The sequence below is a fragment of the Fuchsiella alkaliacetigena genome, from assembly GCF_023227765.1.
GTDB lineage: Bacteria > Bacillota > Halanaerobiia > Halobacteroidales > Acetohalobiaceae > Fuchsiella > Fuchsiella alkaliacetigena.
This window is the reverse complement of record NZ_JALKBZ010000005.1, coordinates 48,744-67,239: the sequence shown is the minus strand read 5'-3', so window position 1 is coordinate 67,239 and position 18,496 is coordinate 48,744. Positions and strand designations below refer to the sequence as shown.

Annotated in this window: 19 protein-coding genes; all 19 read left to right on the top strand. The window is 37.3% G+C overall.

The genetic code is table 11. The features are described 5' to 3' along the window. The first annotated feature begins 8 nt into the window (after positions 1-8). The 19 genes from aroA to MWH30_RS02495 all read left to right on the top strand — a co-directional run bounded on the left by aroA (position 9) and on the right by MWH30_RS02495 (position 18,472). Positions 9-1,295 (top strand): 3-phosphoshikimate 1-carboxyvinyltransferase, encoded by a 1,287-nt coding sequence (gene aroA / locus MWH30_RS02585; protein ID WP_372494118.1) that lies wholly within the window; start codon positions 9-11, stop codon positions 1,293-1,295. An 84-nt stretch (positions 1,296-1,379) separates the two neighbouring features. After that, positions 1,380-2,051, top strand: coding sequence for a (d)CMP kinase (gene cmk, locus MWH30_RS02580; RefSeq protein ID WP_248662481.1), 672 nt, complete (start codon positions 1,380-1,382; stop codon positions 2,049-2,051). After that, positions 2,051-2,644, top strand: a complete 594-nt coding sequence (locus MWH30_RS02575; RefSeq protein ID WP_248662480.1) for a lysophospholipid acyltransferase family protein — start codon at positions 2,051-2,053, stop codon at positions 2,642-2,644. The genes cmk and MWH30_RS02575 overlap by 1 nt, the downstream gene beginning before the upstream one ends. A gap of 208 nt (positions 2,645-2,852) precedes the next feature. Continuing rightward, positions 2,853-4,916 carry a bifunctional 4-hydroxy-3-methylbut-2-enyl diphosphate reductase/30S ribosomal protein S1 gene (locus MWH30_RS02570; protein ID WP_282706154.1) on the top strand — a complete coding sequence of 688 codons (2,064 nt, stop codon included), beginning with the start codon at positions 2,853-2,855 and terminating at the stop codon, positions 4,914-4,916. 130 nt (positions 4,917-5,046) lie between these two features. Beyond that, the gene (locus MWH30_RS02565) at positions 5,047-5,745 is read left to right on the top strand and encodes a DUF1614 domain-containing protein (protein ID WP_248662478.1); all 699 of its coding nucleotides are present in this window, start codon (positions 5,047-5,049) and stop codon (positions 5,743-5,745) included. Continuing rightward, entirely contained in the window at positions 5,735-6,802 is a 1,068-nt protein-coding gene (spoIIP, locus tag MWH30_RS02560) for a stage II sporulation protein P (RefSeq protein WP_248662477.1), read from the top strand. The genes MWH30_RS02565 and spoIIP overlap by 11 nt, the downstream gene beginning before the upstream one ends. Positions 6,803-6,869: 67 nt before the next feature. Next, positions 6,870-7,766, top strand: a complete 897-nt coding sequence (locus MWH30_RS02555; RefSeq protein ID WP_248662476.1) for a YIEGIA family protein — start codon at positions 6,870-6,872, stop codon at positions 7,764-7,766. Positions 7,767-7,790: 24 nt separating this feature from the next. Beyond that, positions 7,791-7,985 (top strand): capping complex subunit for YIEGIA, encoded by a 195-nt coding sequence (locus MWH30_RS02550; RefSeq protein WP_248662475.1) that lies wholly within the window; start codon positions 7,791-7,793, stop codon positions 7,983-7,985. Between the two features lie 15 nt (positions 7,986-8,000). After that, positions 8,001-8,471, top strand: a complete 471-nt coding sequence (locus MWH30_RS02545) for a DUF3189 family protein (protein ID WP_248662474.1) — start codon at positions 8,001-8,003, stop codon at positions 8,469-8,471. After that, positions 8,455-8,922 (top strand): DUF3189 family protein, encoded by a 468-nt coding sequence (locus MWH30_RS02540; protein ID WP_248662473.1) that lies wholly within the window; start codon positions 8,455-8,457, stop codon positions 8,920-8,922. Before MWH30_RS02545 ends, MWH30_RS02540 begins: the two co-directional genes overlap by 17 nt. Before the next feature lie 101 nt (positions 8,923-9,023). Continuing rightward, the gene (locus tag MWH30_RS02535) at positions 9,024-10,385 is read left to right on the top strand and encodes a DUF512 domain-containing protein (RefSeq protein WP_248662472.1); all 1,362 of its coding nucleotides are present in this window, start codon (positions 9,024-9,026) and stop codon (positions 10,383-10,385) included. Next, positions 10,354-11,673 (top strand): ribosome biogenesis GTPase Der, encoded by a 1,320-nt coding sequence (gene der / locus MWH30_RS02530; protein ID WP_248662471.1) that lies wholly within the window; start codon positions 10,354-10,356, stop codon positions 11,671-11,673. Before MWH30_RS02535 ends, der begins: the two co-directional genes overlap by 32 nt. Positions 11,674-11,687: 14 nt before the next feature. Further along, entirely contained in the window at positions 11,688-12,308 is a 621-nt protein-coding gene (gene plsY, locus MWH30_RS02525) for a glycerol-3-phosphate 1-O-acyltransferase PlsY (protein ID WP_248662470.1), read from the top strand. A 51-nt stretch (positions 12,309-12,359) separates the two neighbouring features. Next, on the top strand, positions 12,360-13,394 hold the full coding sequence (locus tag MWH30_RS02520; protein WP_248662469.1) for an NAD(P)H-dependent glycerol-3-phosphate dehydrogenase: 1,035 nt from the start codon (positions 12,360-12,362) through the stop codon (positions 13,392-13,394). A gap of 213 nt (positions 13,395-13,607) precedes the next feature. Then, positions 13,608-15,086: a stage IV sporulation protein A gene (gene spoIVA, locus MWH30_RS02515; RefSeq protein WP_248662468.1), complete on the top strand. Its 1,479-nt coding sequence runs from the start codon at positions 13,608-13,610 to the stop codon at positions 15,084-15,086. Positions 15,087-15,228: 142 nt separating this feature from the next. Then, entirely contained in the window at positions 15,229-15,531 is a 303-nt protein-coding gene (locus MWH30_RS02510) for an HU family DNA-binding protein (RefSeq protein WP_248662467.1), read from the top strand. A 130-nt stretch (positions 15,532-15,661) separates the two neighbouring features. Next, complete coding sequence (gene ilvE / locus MWH30_RS02505; RefSeq protein ID WP_248662466.1) at positions 15,662-16,543, top strand: branched-chain-amino-acid transaminase; 882 nt, start codon at positions 15,662-15,664, stop codon at positions 16,541-16,543. 164 nt (positions 16,544-16,707) lie between these two features. Continuing rightward, entirely contained in the window at positions 16,708-17,157 is a 450-nt protein-coding gene (locus MWH30_RS02500; protein WP_248662465.1) for an ACT domain-containing protein, read from the top strand. 16 nt (positions 17,158-17,173) lie between these two features. Beyond that, positions 17,174-18,472 (top strand): homoserine dehydrogenase, encoded by a 1,299-nt coding sequence (locus MWH30_RS02495; RefSeq protein WP_248662464.1) that lies wholly within the window; start codon positions 17,174-17,176, stop codon positions 18,470-18,472. The last annotated feature ends 24 nt before the right edge of the window (positions 18,473-18,496 follow it).

Genomic DNA, 18,496 nt, shown 5'->3' with positions numbered 1-18,496 from the left:
GTGGTAGGATAATGGAGTTAAAAATAAAGCCTAAAAGTGGGCTGAAGGGCCAGATTAAAGTACCGGGTGATAAATCAATTTCCCATAGGTCGGTGATGATTGGTTCTTTAGCTAGAGGTAAGACGCGGATCAGTGGTTTCTTGACAGGAGAAGACTGTTTAAATACTTTACGTGCTTTTCAGCAAATGGGAGTTGAAGTTGAAAATTTCGGGGCAGAAGAGATTGTGATTAAAGGAGTTGGTTTGGAAGGGCTAAGTGAGCCGGAGTCTGTACTTGATTTAGGTAATTCAGGGACGGCTATGCGTTTGTTATTAGGTATCTTAGCTGGGCAGGACTTTTATTCGGTGCTAACTGGCGATGAGTCTCTAAATCAGCGTCCTATGGCTAGGGTGACTGATCCTTTAAGTGAGATGGGAGCTAAAATTTGGGGCCGTGATAATGCTAATTTAGCTCCCTTAACGGTGATAGGACAACAACTATCCTCCTTTAGTTATAACTCTCCGGTGGCCAGCGCTCAGGTTAAGTCCTGTATTTTACTGGCTGGTTTATATGCTCAAGGAGTAACTAGAGTGATAGAGCCTGCTCAGTCTCGGGATCATACTGAAAGAATGCTGGAGTATTTTGGAGCTGAAGTTGAGGTTGATGGTTTAGAGGTTAGTGTTAAAGCTAAGCCGAAGCTGGAAGGACAAGAGGTAGTAGTACCTAGTGATATATCTTCAGCAGCCTTCTTTATAGTAGCTGCTTTAATTAATTCGGATTCGGAATTGGTCTTAAGTAATGTAGGTTTAAATCCTACTCGTGATGGACTATTGGAGATCTTAACAAAGATGGAAGCTGATTATGAACTATTGGAGCAGCGTTTAGTGAATCAGGAGCCGATAGCCGATTTGAAGGTGAATTCTAGTCCTTTAAAGGCAGTTGAGATTGGTGGGGCAGTGATTCCTAAGTTAATAGATGAGATTCCCATTTTAGCCGTAGCAGCTACTCAGGCTGAAGGTACTACAGTTATTAAGGATGCTGAGGAGCTACGAGTTAAGGAGACTGATAGAATCTCGGCTATGGTTAAAGAGTTAAGGAAGTTAGGGGTTGAGATAGAGGAGCGGGAGGATGGAATGATTATCGAGGGCCCGCAAAAAATCAAGGGTGGCGCTGAGTGTAGAAGTTATGGTGACCATCGAATAGCTATGTCTCTAGCAGTGGCTGCCTTAATTGCTGAGGAAGAAGTAGTGATTAAAAACTGTGACTGTATTAAGACTTCCTTCCCTAACTTTACTGATCTTTTAGAGCAGATTTAATTTCTTTTTAAGCAGGAGTCTACTCTCCTTTCACGAATTATTTAGAAGGTAATAGTTAGCAGAAGGGGGAAGGACTGAACAGATATGAAATCAGATTTAGTAGTTGCTATTGACGGTCCAGCAGGAGCTGGCAAAAGTACTATAGCTAAGAAGGTAGCTGCAGAGTTAGGAGTTGTTTATATTGATACTGGAGCTATGTATAGGGCTATAACTTTGAAAGCTTTAAATAGGGGAGTTAAATTAGATTCTGAAGCTGAGCTAGCTAAGCTGCTTCAAAATACAGAAATTTTATTTACTAGAAGTGAGGGGAAGAATAGAATTTTATTAGATGGCGAGGATGTTACTGAAGAAATTAGGAGCTCCAAAGTTAATAATAATGTTTCTTTAGTAGCTAAGGTTCCTATTGTTAGAGAAAGACTGGTTGATTGGCAGCAACGTTTGGCTAAAGATAGAGGAGTAGTTATGGATGGTAGGGATATTGGTACTGTAGTTTTACCTGAAGCTGATTTGAAGATATTTTTAACTGCTTCTAGTGAAGAAAGGGCTAGACGTAGGTATCAGGAGTTGAAGGATAAAGGGGAGAGCGTTGATTTTGCTAAATTAAAGGCTGATATCATACAGCGAGATAAGTTGGATAGTGAACGAGAGATATCTCCACTTAAAAAGAGTCCTGATGCTATTGAGATTGATTCTACTGATTTGACTATTCAAGAAGTGGTAGCTGAAGTATTAGCACTCTGTCAGGAGGAATTATAATGCTTAGCGGTAAGCGAGTTTATGGTATGGGGCACTTTATTTTTAGTAATCTATTCAATTTAGCTGGTTGGGAGATTGAAGGTCAGGAAAATATCCCTCAACAGGGCCCGTTGATAGTAGTAGCTAATCATATCAGTAATTTAGATCCTCCAGCTGTAGGTAGTGCCTTAAACAGAAGGGTGCATTTTGTAGCTAAAAAGGAGCTTTTTGAAGTTCCTATTTTGGGCAGCATTTTATCTCATATTGGCACTCTTCCTATTAAAAGGGGTAAGCCTGATCGGCAAGCAATCAGGGCGGCCTTGAATATTTTGGAAGAAGGAGAGGTTTTAGGGTTATTTCCTGAAGGTACTAGAAGTAAGTCAGGAAAGCTGAGGAGAGCTAAGCTAGGGGTAGTGATGATTGCTTTAAAGTCTAAAGCTCCTATTTTACCAATAGGCTTAGTTAATACTGAAAAACTATTTAAAGAAAAAATAAAGATAAATATCGGTCAAGCCTTTACTCTTAGTGATTATTATGATAAAAAGTTAGATAAGAGTGAAATGAGAGAGGCTGGAGCTGAAATTATGGCTAAGATTAGTGAGTTGTTGGAGTAAAAATAGATAAATTAATCGTTTATTCCTTATTTTTTCGACAGTTCAAAGCATTTTAAGTTGGTTTTTTTTACAAAAAAGCAGGAATTAAGAATTTTATGAAGAAAATATATAAATGGTTGTCCTTTAGTATTTATAATATTTTTTAATTAACTGGGAATAATACCTTATATGATTTGGGTAGTTATTGGTGGGGAAGGAGGGTTAAGGGCTGGAGATTATATTAGCATCTCACGCAGGTTTTTGTTTTGGTGTTACTAGAGCTATGGATATGACTATGGAAGCTGCTAAAAATAAGGCGGGCCCTATTTATACTTTAGGCCCATTAATCCATAATCCACAAGCTGTAAATAAGTTAAATCAGCTAGGAGTAGATGTAGCAGAAAAGGTTAATCAAGTAGAAGAGGGTACTATTATTATTAGGTCTCATGGAGTACCACCTAAAGTTATTGCTGAGGCTGAAAATAGAGAATTAGAACTATTAGATGCTACTTGTCCTTTTGTAAAGAAAGCCCAAAATACTGCTAAAGACTTATATGAATCTGGTTATCAGGTTGTGATTAGTGGAGATAAAGCACATCCAGAGGTGGCAGCAATCTTGGGTTCTACTAATAATCAGGCTATTGTTATTGAAGATCAGTCTGATTTTGATAGATTATCCGAGGACTTAAATAAAGTAGGAGTGATTGCTCAAACTACTCAGTCCATCGACAACTTAAAAGAGGTAGTTAATCGTTTAATGGAGGATACAGAAGAGATAAGAGTTTTCAATACCATTTGTACTACTACTAATGAAAGACAAACTGCTGCTGCTAAATTAGCAGTTGAGGTAGATTTAATGGTAGTAATTGGAGGTTATAATAGTGCCAATACCAATCGTTTGGCTGAAATCTGCCGGGAAGTAGGTACTAAAACGTATCATATTGAAACAGCAGCTGATTTGAGTCAAGATTGGTTTGATAATATTAGTAAAGTTGGTGTTACGGCCGGGGCATCGACCCCAAATTGGATTATTAAGGAGGTTGTCAGTCGAATGGAAGATATTAAAGAAGAAGAAAACACAATTGAAGAAGAGAATGAAGAGTTAGAGAGTGAGAATACGGAAGAAGTTGAAGAAGAAGTTTCTACTGAAGCTGAACAAGGTTTTGAAGAAGGGGAAATTTTAACAGTAACTGTTAAGGAAGTAAGAGAAGAAGAAGTTATTGTTGAAACAGCTGAGCAAGCAGAAGGTATTATTCCAGCTAAAGAATTGACTACTGAAGGTGTAGATTCATTAACTGAAGTAGTGGATGAAGATGAAGAATTGGAGGTTGAAGTTTTAACTCCTCGCAATGAAGAAGGAAATTTAGTTCTTTCTAAAATAGCTCGAGATGAAGAAAAAGCTTGGGAAGATGTAGAGGAAGCTTATGAAAGTGGAGAAATTATCGAAGCTGAAGTTACTAGAGTAGTTAAAGGCGGTTTAGTAGTGGATATTGGTTTAAGAGGATTTATTCCCGCTTCGCATGTAGCTATTGAATATATAGAGGACTTAAGCCAATATGTCGGCCAGTCTTTGCGTTTAAAGGTTATAGAGGTAGAGAGAGAAAATAATAATGTAGTTTTATCGCGAAAAGAGGTTTTAGAAGCGGAACTGGAAGAAAAAAAGGAAGAAATATTTAGTTCTTTAACTGAAGGTGAAGTTATTAAAGGTAAAGTAACTAAGTTAGTAGATTTTGGTGCCTTTGTAGATATCGGTGGAGTAGAAGGACTATTACATATTTCTGAGATGTCTTGGGGGCGAATAGACCATCCAAGCGATGTTTTAGAAGAGGGAGAAGAGATCGATGTTAAGGTTTTAGCTGTTAATCCAGCTGAAGAAAGGATTTCTTTAGGTCTTAAGCAGACTTTACCTGATCCTTGGGAGGAGTTTATTAAAAACTACAATGAAGGGGAAGTAGTTTCAGGGAAGATTACCAAAACTGTTGACTTTGGTGCTTTTATGGAGATAGAACCTGGAGTTGAAGGATTAATACATATTTCTCAGCTTTCCCAACGACATGTAGCTACTCCAGATGAAGTTGTTGTTGCTGGAGATGAGGTTGAGGCTAAGATTATTAATATTGAACCGAATGAAAGAAGAGTAGGTTTGAGCTTGAAAGAGCTAGAAGAAAAGGAAGATACTTCAAGCCAGCCTCAGCCTAAAAAGGATAAAAAAGATGTAGAAGACTTTATAGATGACGATGAAGGTAGTGGAGTTACTATTGGGGATATGTTTGGAGAGTTATTTGAAGAGTAAGTGAATTATAATTTATATAAATAGAAAAACCCTCGGGTATGTTGAGCATACTCGGGGGTTTTTTTATGCATATTTTTCATCTAGCTAGTAAAGAATATTTAGAGATAATCAAACTATGGAGGTGAAAAGTATGCCCTTAGGAGTAATCTTATTAATTGTAGCGTCGATTTTAATCTATTTAGGATTTGCACAGAGAATTTTGGATAGGATGTACTTGACAGATAAGCAAGCTATCTTATTTTTGTTGTTAATGATAGTAGGTAGTTTTATAGATATTCCAATTACTACTGCTGTTAGTTTAAATATTGGCGGAGCGGTTTTACCAGTAATTTTAGCTTTTTATGTGCTATTTAGAGCCGATTCAACTCAAGAGTGGGTTAGAACAGTTTTTTCTGTATTAGTAACTGGTGGTGTTATTTACGCTTTAAATCAAAGTTTTCAAGGAGTAGAAATCTTTTTTGATCCCTTTTATATTTATGGTATTATAGCCGGGATAACTGCTTATTTAACTAGTCGTTCTCGCAGAAATGCTTTTATTTCAGGTACTTTAGGTTTTTTAATTTATGATTTAATTAATGTTGGTAGAATTACTTTTGGTGGACAGCCGGGAGAGGCTTTTATTGGCGGTGCTGGTGCTTTAGATACCATTGTTGTTTCTGGATTAGTAGCAGTTTTACTAGCTGAATTGATCGGGGAAACTAATGAACGATTACAAAGTGGGACTGATACTGCCCAAGCAAATAGAGATGATGATATGGAATATGCTGATTTAGAAGCTGTTGAGCTAGAAGGAGAAGATATAGAGGGAGATGATAAAGATGAAGAGTAAGCAATGTTTAAAGATATTTATATTTAGTTTAACCTTGTTAATTTTATTATGCAGCCCTGCTGAAGCTGAGCACGGGGTTGACGATGGTTATTTTACCGTAGTTGATAGAGATGGTTATTTAGTTTATCAGACTGCTATGCAGGTTAGTGAAGGTGACTGGTATATAAATCAAGATAATGAAAAGTACGTAGTAGTTGAGGTTGATGGTAAAGAGGCGGTTGCTGAATATGAAAAAACTATTGATTTACTGCCGGAGGAGATAGAGGATGAAGTTGCTTCTCCTTTTTTGGGAGCCCAAGAAATTGATGAACCGGAAGAAAGAATAGCCACTTACTGTACCCATAGTGCAGAGTCTTATGTGCCTGATAGCGGTACTCACTCCAAGCCCGGAGAAGGAGATATTTATGAAGTACAGGATGTATTTGCTGATTCTTTGGAAAATAAAGGGATAGAGGTCAAAGCTTCAGCAGCTAGACACGATCCGCATGATGGGGGAGCCTACGATAGATCGCGGAGAACGGCTATGGAGCTAATCGAAACTCAGCCTGATGCTTTATTTGATCTGCATCGAGATGGAGTCCCTGATGAAGAGGTTTATACTACTCAAATTGATGGGGAAACTGTTGCTAAAGTACGTCTGGTAGTGGGACGAGAAAATCCGGGTATGGAGGCTAACGATGCCTTTGCTAGGCAACTGAAGGCTGCTGTAGATGAGCAGCATCCGGATTTAATTAAGGGAATTATGTTTGCTAAAGGAAAGTATAATCAGGATTTACATCCGCGGGCCTTACTATTGGAGTTTGGAACTCACGTTGTACCTCAAGCTCAAGCTGAGACAGGAGCAGTTTTGTTTGCTGATGGAGTTGAAGAGGTACTTTATGGAGAAGCACAGGCTGCTACTCAAGCTGAGCAGAGCTCAGGTGCTTTAAGATCTACTTTGATTATTTTAGCTGTAGTTGGTGGAGGGTTGTTAGCATATCTGTTTATTAACGAAGGTAGTTGGGAGGGAGTAGTGGCTAGAATTAAGCGCTTTTTTGGCGAGGAGTTTTTAAATTAGGACTATTCTTTAAGGAGGAAGAGTGCTTAGGGAAAATAGTTGAAACTAGGAGATAGGAGGAAGAAGGATGGACTATGGTAATATGATTGTAAGTAGTATCGTCTTAGGCACTTTAGCTCGCTTCTGGATGCTAAAGGTCGACTATAGACAGTATCCAGGCTATCCACATGGTTATGCTGTTCATCTCAGCTTAGGTTTTATTGCGGCTAGCTTAGGAGCTTTAGCTTTGCCGGCTCTTTTAGATGGGGACTTTGCAGCAGTTACTTTTCTAGTGTTAGCTGCTAAGCAGTTTAGCAATATACGAGAGATGGAAAGGACTTATTTATTGGAATTAGAAAATACTGAGCTAGTCAAACGGGGTAGTGCTTATGTGGAAGGAATTGCTCAAGTCTTTGAAGCTAGAAACTATTTAGCTATGCTGGTAGCTTTAGTTGCTAGCATTGGCGTTAGACTGTTTGAGTTGCCAGGAGGAATAGCTTTAGCTATCATAGCTGCTTTAGTACTGCAAAGAGCTATGCAAGGACAAACGGTTAAGGATATTGCTGAGGTAGAAGTAGTGGATTTGGAGTTTCAAGGTGATGAAGGTGAAAACATCGCTATAGGAGATGTAGTGTTAATGAATGTAGGGGAAGAAGAGATTAAGGAGGATTGGCAGAAGTTAGGAATTGGGATTTCTATTAAGCCTAAGGACGATAATGCTAGAGCTACTTTAGCTAATAAAGGTCAGCGTCAAGCAATTTTACACGATGTGGTGAGTCAGTTAGGGGTGCGTTTAGATGTAGGGGTGGTAGGCTATACTCCTTTAGCTAGATTGGATTTAGATACTGGTCGAGTATATATAATGATTATTCCTATTGAGCCGGATGAAGAGTTTGTAAAAAAAGCTGTGGAAAATACACCGGTTTTGGAAAGCTCTAGACGCAAACCTTTACAGTCTGAGGCTGGTAGATTAGCTGCTGATTAATTAAAAAATAAGCTGAGAGGTGAAATGGTGATTAATAATAATATTTTAGCTATTGTGACTTTAAAAGAGGAACAGGAAAAGGTTAGGGGAGGGGGAGCTCCGCTTTTTTACGGCGAGGATGAAGAAGAAGTGGAGTACTTATCTATGTTAATTGCTCGAATTACTGATTCAATGGTGCATGACTTAGGTAATGGAATTAATATTCTAGTTAAGCATTAAATGAAGGAGTAAAAAATGAAGATAGTCTATTATGATAGTACTGGGCAGTACTTAGCAGTAGTAGCTGCTGCTTTGCATTTAAAAATGATCAGTAAGCAAGAAAGTCCTAAATGGGAAGATTTAAAAGAATTAGCTTATTTTGATGCTCAAAATAGAATAGAATTAGGAAAACTTACTTTGATAGGAAAAGATGAATTAGAGAATGATATTTATATTTTAGGTAGTGGCTCAGTAGCTCAAATAATTGAAAGGGCCCTACTCGATTTAAATAAGCTGCTTGCAGTTGAGGAGGAGTTTTTATTTGTTGATTTGACTGAAGAAGAGAGCTTGATATTTAAACTAGCGCTGAAGCTTAAAGGTTATTCTTTTAACTTTAAATTAGTAAATCGGCTTATTTGCCATAGTTTAAATAGTTCTTTTAGTAGTCTAATTACTAAGGTAGAAGAAGTAGAAAAGAGGCTGAAAAATAGTGAAGGTAATCTATAACTGTTATGGGAGTGCTCATTCTTCAGTTTTAGCAGCAGCGATTCATGTAGGTATGTTACCTGAAGATAGAGTACCCAAAGTGGAAGAGATTAGCAATCTCCCTCATTATGATAAAACTGTTACCGCAGAAATTGGGAATATTTATTATTTTGGCACTGATGAAGCAGGAATTGAGGTATATATTCTAGGGATGAAGGGTTCAACTAAGATAGTAAAAAGAGCTATTTATAGTATGCTCGGTGAGTTGGAAATTTCTAAAAATGAACTAATCTTCGTAGAAACCTTACCCTATGTAAATAATTTAACTAGAATTGGTGGATTTTTATCTAGGAGATTAGGTTTAGTTACTTTAGGGAGGCCACTTACTATTTGGGGTTTACAAAAAGTTTATCATCAATTTGTAGAATTAGTAAAAGATGTTAAGGGAAGGCTGTTTAAATTAGCTTTCTAAGCTGCTCATCGACAATGATGGGCTTTTTTTACTTTTAAAAGCTTGACTAATTGGGCCTGATATAAGATAATATAAACTAGGCTGAAATGGAGGAGCGGATTATGCTTGCAGAAGATGTTGTGCAAATAAAGGATGTAGCTGCTGATAGTATAGCTGCAGAATTAGGAATAGAGGCTGGGGATAAACTACTTAAGATCAATGGAGAGGTTATTAGAGACTATATAGATTATAAGTTTTGGACTACTGATCTATATCTTGAGGTCTTGGTGGAGAAAAGTAATGGTCAGCAATGGTTGCTAGAAATTGAGAAGGACTATGACCAGGATTTAGGAATAGAATTACCGGGGATTATCTATGATGGCTTAAATAAATGTGAAAACAACTGTATATTTTGTTTTGTTGATCAGTCTCCTGAGGGTTTAAGAGAGACTTTAACTTTTAAGGATGATGACTATAGATTTTCTTTTTTAGAAGGTAGTTATATAACTTTAAGTAATTTAAATCAAGAGGATTTTAAGCGAATTAAGCAGTTTAATTTAAGTCCTCTTTATGTTTCGGTACATACTACTAATCCTCAATTAAGAGTACAGATGTTAGGTAATAAGCAGGCAGCTAATATTTTAGCTCAGCTAAAGGAGTTAGCTGGAGCTGGAATTGAGTTTCATACCCAGATAGTACTTTGTCCGGGAATTAATGATGGCGCTGAACTAGAAAGAAGTATTACTGACTTACTGGAGTTGGAATCGTCTCTAAGGAGTTTAGCTATAGTACCTGTAGGTTTGACTAAGTTTAGGGATAATTTATTTCAACTGCGCTCTGTTACTGCTTTAGAAGCTGCAGAAGTAATCGATAGCGTAAGTTGTTGGCAAGAAAGATTGAAGCAGAGATTAGGGCGGAATTTCATTTATTTAGCTGATGAGTTCTATTTGTTGGCTGACTATCCTTTACCGACTGTTGAAGAGTATAATGGTTTTCCGCAGCTGGAAAATGGCGTGGGACTAATTAGGTTTTTTTGGCATGAATTTTCAGAACTGGAAGCAGAGTTACCTGCTGCTTTAACCGATAATAAAAGCTTTAGCATAGTAACCAGCTCTTTGGGAGCTCAGGCTTTGGAGCCGGTGGTAAGTAGATTAAATGAAACAAAGGGCTTAGATATTAAGTTATTGGTAGTTGAAAATCGATTTTTTGGGAAGGAAGTAACGGTGACTGGTTTGTTGACGGCCCAAGATATTATTGCTGCTTTAAAAGAAGGAAGTCCAGAGAAGAAGGTAGTTTTATCGACAGTAATGCTAAATCAAGAGGGACTTTTTATAGATGATTATTCGCTAGCAGATTTAAAGGCTGAATTTCCTGAATTGGATTTTATAGTAGTGGAGAATAAAGCAGCGACTTTGATAAATAGATTGCTTAATCAATATGGAGGTGTTGTTAATGAACAAGCCAGTAGTAGCGATTGTGGGTAGACCTAATGTAGGTAAATCGACTTTATTTAATCGGATTATTGGAGCTAGAATTTCTATTGTTGAAGATGAACCTAATGTTACTAGAGATAGAATTTATGGAGAGAGCGAGTGGTTGGGTAATCCTTTTTTAGTGGTTGATACCGGAGGGATTGATTTAGCTGCGGAAAGTGAGCTGAAAAAGAAGGTTAAAGGTCAGGTTGAATTAGCTATCGAAGAGGCTGATGTGATCTTATTTGTAGTTGATGGGCGAAGTGGAGTTAAGTCTATGGATAAGGAGATAGCTAATATTTTGAGAAGGAGTAATAAGCCGGTAGTTTTAGCTGTTAATAAACTGGATAATAGGGAGTTGGCTCAAGAGGTTAAGTATAACTTTTATGAACTAGGCTTTGGAGAGCCTTATCCTGTTTCAGCGGAACACGGGATGAGAATCGGCGATTTATTGGATCAGGTTATTGATTATTTTGAAAGAATAGATGATGTTACTTATGATGAAGATGTAATCAGTATTTCTGTTATCGGTAGACCTAATGTAGGTAAGTCTTCTTTAGTAAATAAGATTATTGGTGAGGATAGAGTTATAGTAGGGGAGACGCCAGGAACTACTAGAGATGCTGTAGATACTTATTTTGAAGTTGACGGTAATAAGTTTGTACTTATTGATACTGCTGGAATGAGACGTAAGGCTAAAGTTGAAGCAGGTGTGGAGAGATATAGTGTGATTCGTTCTTTGCGGGCTGTAGATCGTTCTGAAGTAGTATTAATGGTTTTAGATGCTACTGAAGGCATAACTGCGCAGGATAAAAAGATTGCTGGTTATGCCCACGAAGAAGGAAAGGCTATGGTGCTGGTGGTAAATAAATGGGACTTGGTTGAAAAGCGGAATAATATTGACCAGGATTATGCCGATGAGATTCGTTATGAAGCTTCTTTTTTAAATTATGCTCCGATTACTTTTGTGTCTGCTCTAACTGGACAGCGAGTAATGGAAATTTTAGAAATAATTGAGTATGTAGCTGAGCAGTATAATCGACGAGTGGAGACTAGTACTTTAAATAAGGTAGTTAAAGATGCTACAGCCTTAGTTGAGCCACCTAGCAATAAACAGGGAAAGAGATTGAGGGTTTATTATGTTACTCAACCTAGAGTAAAGCCGCCTTTATTTATTTTCTTTGTTAATGATCCAGAGTTAATGCATTTTTCTTATAAGCGTTATTTAGAGAATAAAATTAGGGAGGCTTTTGGTTTTGAAGGAACACCTATTAAAATTTTAGCTAGAGAAAGAAGTTAGAGAGGGGGAGAGTGATGATTAAGTATTTATTGGTGATCTTGATTAGTTATTTATTAGGTTCTATTCCTTTTGGTTTGTTAGTTAGTAAGACGGTTAAAGGAGTAGATATTAGAGATTATGGTAGTGGTAATATTGGAGCGACTAATGCTTATCGAATAATGGGTTTTGGTTTGGGAGTTTTAGTAGCTTTATTGGATATTGGTAAAGGGTATGTGAGTGTATTATTGGCTAGGCAGTTATTTGGGCCCGAAGTCTATTCAGTGTTGATTTTAGCAGGTATTTTGGCTATTGCGGGACATAATTGGCCGATTTTTTTGAAGTTTAAAGGGGGAAGAGGAGTAGCAACTTCGGTAGGAGTTTTAATTAACTTGATGCCGAAAACCGTATTAATTGTCTTTTTTATCTGGCTACTGATAGTAGTTATTAGCAGATATGTTTCTTTAGGTTCTATTGTGGGAGCTGCTTTGATTCCTATTTTGGCTGTTTTCTTTCAAAAACCTGATATATATATACTTTTGGGTTTATTAATAGCTGTTTTTGTGATTTATCGTCATCGTCCAAATATAGAGAGGTTATTAGCAGGAGAAGAGAATAAAATAGGCTGGAATATGAGCAGTGATGAAGAAGAAGGTTAAAAACTAATTAAAATTTAAAAGCAGAAGCAGATCTTTTAAAGGAGGCAAAAAATGGAGGATCAGATAGCTGTAATTGGTGGAGGAAGTTGGGGTAGTGCTTTAGCTATTTTATTAGCTGAAAATGGTTATCAGGTTACTTTACGAGATATATCGTCTGAGCAGGTTAAAGAAATAAACGAAAAAGGAAGTAACTCTAATTACTTACCGGGAGTGAAATTTCCAGATGGAATTGAAGCGACTACTGATTTAGAAGCTGCAGTGCAAGATGTTAAGGCAGTAGTGGTAGTGGTTCCTTCTTCGGTAATGAGAAGTGTAGCTAAAGAGTTAAAGGGTTTAATAGCTGAAGAAACTATTATTGTTAGTGCTACTAAAGGAATTGAAAAGGATAGCTTTTTGAGGATGTCTGAGGTTTTAAAGGATGAATTACGAGCGGAATTACATAAAAATATAGCCGTTATCTCCGGGCCCAGCCATGCTGAGGAGGTCAGCAGAGGGATTCCTACTACTGTAGTGGCAGCTAGTAAGTCTAAAGAGTTAGCTGAGGAAGTTCAGGATATCTTTATGGCTGATACTTTTAGAGTTTATACTAATCCAGATGTAGTGGGAGTGGAACTAGGTGGTTCTTTAAAAAATATCATTGCAATTGCGGCTGGAATTGCCGATGGCTTAGACTATGGCGATAATACTAAGGCTGCTTTAATTACTCGTGGCTTAGCTGAGATTAAGCGTTTAGGAGTGGCTTTAGGAGCGGAAGCTATGACCTTTGCTGGTCTGTCTGGAATTGGTGATTTGGTGGTTACCTGTGCTAGTCAGCATAGTAGAAATAGACGTTTAGGAACTAAGATTGGACAGGGTAAAAGCTTAGAAGAAGCCTTAGATGAGATGAAGATGGTAGCTGAAGGAGTAGAGGCAACTAAGGCTGCTTATTCATTAGCTAAAGCTGAAGGAGTAGAAGTGCCGATTATAAATCAGGCTTATCAGGTGCTTTTTGCTGATAAAAATCCTCGCGAGGCGGTTAATGAGCTGATGGTGCGTAGTAAAAAGCACGAGATAGAAGAAGTGGTGCAAAATAAAGAGAACTGGTAGCTTAAAAGAGGGGGGATTCCCCTCTTTTTTAATTTTATAATAAGAAAGGCTACGATACAATAATATCGGCAGTTAAAGAATATTCTAAAATTCTGCTCATATATATATAATGATTGGATAAAGCGGAAATAAAGATATAAATTCTTTGTTAAAGGAAAGTTTGAAATAGAGCTTATCTCTGTGTGTTATCAATATTTTAAGGAGGGGAAGTTGATGGAGGAGTACGATATTTACCAAGACATTGCTGAACGAACTGGTGGAGATATCTATATTGGAGTGGTGGGCCCAGTCAGAAGTGGAAAATCTACTTTTATTAAAAAGTTTATGGATTTATTAGTGCTGCCTAATATTACCAATGAATACGATCGGGAAAGGACTTTAGATGAATTGCCGCAAAGTGGTGGCGGGAGAACTATAATGACTACTGAGCCTAAGTTTGTACCTAATGAGGGAACTGAAGTTGAATTAAATGATAAATTAAACTTCAGAGTTAGATTAGTGGACTGTGTGGGTTATAAGGTTGATGGTGCTTTAGGCTATCAGGAGGAAGATGGCCCGCGGATGGTAGTAACTCCTTGGTTTCAAGAGGCCATTCCTTTTGATGAAGCAGCGGAAATAGGGACTAGAAAAGTAGTAGAGGATCACTCTACAATTGGTTTAGTAATAACTACTGATGGTTCTATTACTGAATTGCCTAGAGAGAGTTATATTGATGCTGAAGAAAAGGTTATTAGAGAGTTAGATAAGTTGGGTAAGCCTTATTTAATAGCTTTAAATACTACTCAACCTTATAGTGAAGAAACCCAAAATTTAAAAGAAAAATTAGAAGAAAAGTATGATAGGCCTGTAGTACCTGTAGATTGCGAAGAGCTTAATGAAGATGATATAAACTATTTATTGCAGGAAGTACTTTATGAGTTTCCATTGCGGGAGATCAATATTGATTTACCACTTTGGATAGATGAGTTGGAAAACGAACATTGGTTAAGTGAAGAGCTTAGAGAGAGCATTGATACATCGTTAGATGGTGTTTTTAGACTGCGTGATATAGAAGAAGGCTTAAATAATTTAGCTGAATATGAGCATGCTAAAGAGGTTGTTTTGGAAGATATGAACTTGGGCACTGGAAGTACAGAGATAGCTATTGCAATGAAAGAAGAACTTTTTTATGATATTTTGGAAGAGGTAACAGGGCTGGAGTTAGCAGGAGAACATGAGCTGTTTAATACAATTAAAGAACTAAGTAAAGTTAAAGCTAGCCATGAAAAGGTGGCTCAAGCCTTAGAGCAGGTAGAGAAAAATGGTTATGGTATTGTAAAGCCAGAACTGGAAGATTTAATTTTTGATGAGCCTGAGCTAATAGAACAAGGCGGTGGTTTTGGAGTTAAGTTAAGAGCTACTGCGCCTTCAATTCATATGTTGAGAGCTGATATTAATACTGAAGTTTCTCCAGTAGTGGGGACTGAAAAACAGTGCGAGGAGTTAATTGAATTTTTAGAAGAAGAGTTTGAAAAGAATCCTAGTGCTGTTTGGGATACTGATTTCCTAGGTCGTTCTTTGCACGATTTAGTTAGAGATGGTATTCAAAGTAAGCTGTATAGAATGCCGGAAAATGCCCAAAGCAAGCTACAGAATACTTTAGAAAAGATTGTTAATGAAGGTAGTGGTGGATTGATCTGTATTATTTTATAACTAGATACAAATTACAACCGGCTTATAGAGTCGGTTTTTTATTTGGATACTTAATAAAAAAAGGAAAAAACTATGAGAATTATAGCTGGGATTAATGATATAATAAATAATAAAGTGTTATACTATTAAGGGAGGTGATGACTTGACAAAAACTGAATTAGTTGATAAAATTTCAGCAAGAACAGGGTTAACTAAAAAAGATACCAAAGAAGTTTTGGATGGGTTTACCGAAGTTATTACCGATACCCTTAAATCGGAAGCTGCTAAGCAGGCAGAAGAGCGGGATAAAGTACAGTTAATTGGATTTGGTAGTTTTGAAGTTCGTGATCGTAGTGCTCGTAAAGGACGTAATCCGCAGACTGGAGAAGAGATTGAAATTCCTGCTCGGCAGGTGCCAGTATTTAAAGCTGGTAAAGGTTTAAAGGATGCTGTAAATCAAGAATAAATTGATTTTAAACTATATTCTAGATTTGCTTAAAGAATATTTTGAGTAGAAAGAGCAGGGTCTGCTCTTTCTACTTTATTTATCTAAATAGTGTAAGTAATAAGTGGTAGAGTAGAAAGGAGAACTGGTGATGGAGCAAAAAGTATATTTGAATGGGGAGTTTGTGGACAAGCAGGAAGCTAAAGTTTCAGTTTGGGATCATGGTTATTTATACGGTGATGGTATTTTTGAAGGGATTAGGGCCTATAATGGTCGTATTTTTAAGTTTGCTGAACATATGCAGCGGCTTTATGAATCGGCTAAAGCTATCAGCTTAAATATTCCCTTATCTAGGGCGGAAATGGAAGCAGCAGTATTAGAGACTTTACGAGTTAATCAGTTAGAGGATGGCTATATTAGATTAATAGTCTCTAGGGGAATAGGAGATTTGGGTTTAGATCCAACTAAGTGCGAGAAACCTACAATAGTAATTATTGCTAGTGAAGTCGCTCTTTATCCAGCAGAGTACTATGAGCAGGGCTTGGAAGTGGTAACTGTAGCTACTAGAAGAAATATTCCGGAAGCTATAAATCCTCGGATTAAGTCTTTGAACTATTTGAATAATATTTTAGCTAAGATAGAGGCTAATCGGGCTGGAGTTTTGGAAGCTATTATGTTAAATCAGGAAGGTTACGTGGCTGAGTGTACTGGAGATAATATATTTTATATTAAGGATGATAAATTAGTTACTCCTCCTACTTATATTGGTGCTTTGAGTGGGATTAAAAGAGGAGTAGTAATGGAGATAGCTCCAGAATTGGGATTAGAGGTTAAGGAGCAGGTATTTACTAGGCATGATCTGTACATAGCTGATGAATGTTTCCTAACTGGTACGGCAGCAGAGGTAATCCCAGTAGTTGAAATAGATGATCGACCCATCGGCCAGGGAACTCCTGGAGACTATACTTGGGATTTGATTGATAAGTTTAGGGAAAAAGCTAATAGTGAAGGACGAGCTATTTACGATAATTAATTGGATAAGGATTAAAAATAAAGAAAGAGATAAAAGTATAGCTATCGTTAGTGGTAGCTATGCTTTTTTATTTTTAAATACCCTTGATTTATACTAAAGGTCGTGTTATAATGTGTGTTGTTATTAGACAGATATCCACTGTCAAGAGACAGGAGGGGTGATTGATGGCAGAGCATGAATATTATGTGGTACATAAGGATATTCTTCCTACTGCTATTTGTAAGACCATCGAAGCTAAAAGACTTTTGCGTTCGGGAGAGTTAGATACTGTAAACGAGGCAGTAGAAAGAGTAGCTTTGAGTAGAAGTGCTTATTATAAGTATAAACAGCACGTTTTTCCTTTTTTGAAGGATCAACAGGAAAAAATAATTACTCTTTCTTTACTTTTAAAGCATGAATCAGGAGTTCTAGCTAAGGTGATTAATGAAATAGCGCAGGTAAAGGGGAATATTTTAACTATTAATCAAGATATTCCTATTCAAAAGGTAGCTAATGCTCGAATTACTCTGGAGGCTAATGAGTTGGCAGTAGATATGGATATTTTGCTGGCCCAAATGGAAAAATTAGCAGGAATTCAGAAAGTAGAAGTTATTGCTCGTAACTTTAAATACTGATAAGGAGGAGTTGCAGATGAAAAATTCAAAAATAAAAGTTGGAGTTTTAGGTTTGGGAACTGTAGGTAGTGGAGTAGTGAAAATTTTAAGCGAAAATAAAGATGGAGTAGAGGAGAAATTAGAACAGCCGATTGAGTTGGCTAAGGTACTGGTTAAAAATTTGGATAAGCAAAGAGAGGTGGAACTGCCAGCAGGGGTTTTAACTGCTGATCCAACTGAGCTTTTGGAAAATCCAGAAATAGATATCATTGTAGAAGTTATTGGTGGTTTAGAGCCTACTAAGGATTTTGTTGTGCGGGCCCTAAAGGCCGACAAACATGTAGTTACTGCTAATAAGGAGTTAATGGCTAAGCATGGAGCGGAATTGCTGGATTTAGCTACTGATAGAGGAGTTGATCTTTATTTTGAGGCTAGTGTAGCCGGCGGTATTCCTATTATCAGGTCCTTAAAGGAGTCTTTGACGGCTAATAGAATTGAAAAAATAATGGGGATTGTTAATGGAACTACTAATTATATTTTAACTAAGATGACTCAAGAAGGAGCAGATTTTGATGAGGTTTTAGCTGAAGCCCAAGCTAGTGGTTATGCTGAAGCTGACCCGACGGCGGATATTGATGGTTATGATGCTGCCTATAAGTTGGCTATTTTAGCTGCTATTGCTTTTAGTTCGCGAATCGATATAAATGAGATTTATTTAGAAGGAATTTCACAGGTACCTCCAGAAGATATTAGTTATGCTCAAGAATTAGGTTATGTAATTAAGCTGTTAGCAATAGCTAAAGAGGTTAATGGTGAGATAGAGGCAAGAGTTCACCCGACGATGATTCCTAAGGAACATCCTTTAGCTGCGGTAAGTGATGTTTTCAATGCTGTTTTTGTGGAAGGACATGCCGTAGGAGAGCTAATGTATTACGGACGAGGAGCCGGTTCTATGCCTACTGCTAGTGCGGTAGTGGCTGATATAATCGATGTGGCTCGAAATATCATTTACGATGCTAATACTCGGATTCACTGTGGTTGTCAGGAGGCGAAAGCTTTAATGCCGATGGCTGAAGTTGAATCTAAGTATTATTTACGTTTGAAAGTGATAGATAAGCCGGGGGTTTTATCTGCTGTAGCTAAAATTTTAGCTGAGAATGAAGTCAGTATTGCTTCGGTAATTCAGCAAGGTGAGGATGGAGATGCTGTCCCGTTGGTATTAATTACTCATCAGGTGACTGAAGGTGATATTCAGGCTGCTTTAAAGGAAATTGATAATTTAGCAGAGGTAAAGGAGATTAGTAGCTTAATTAGAGTAGAGGATCAAGTTGAATAAGCTGTAATTTATTTAATAAGCTGA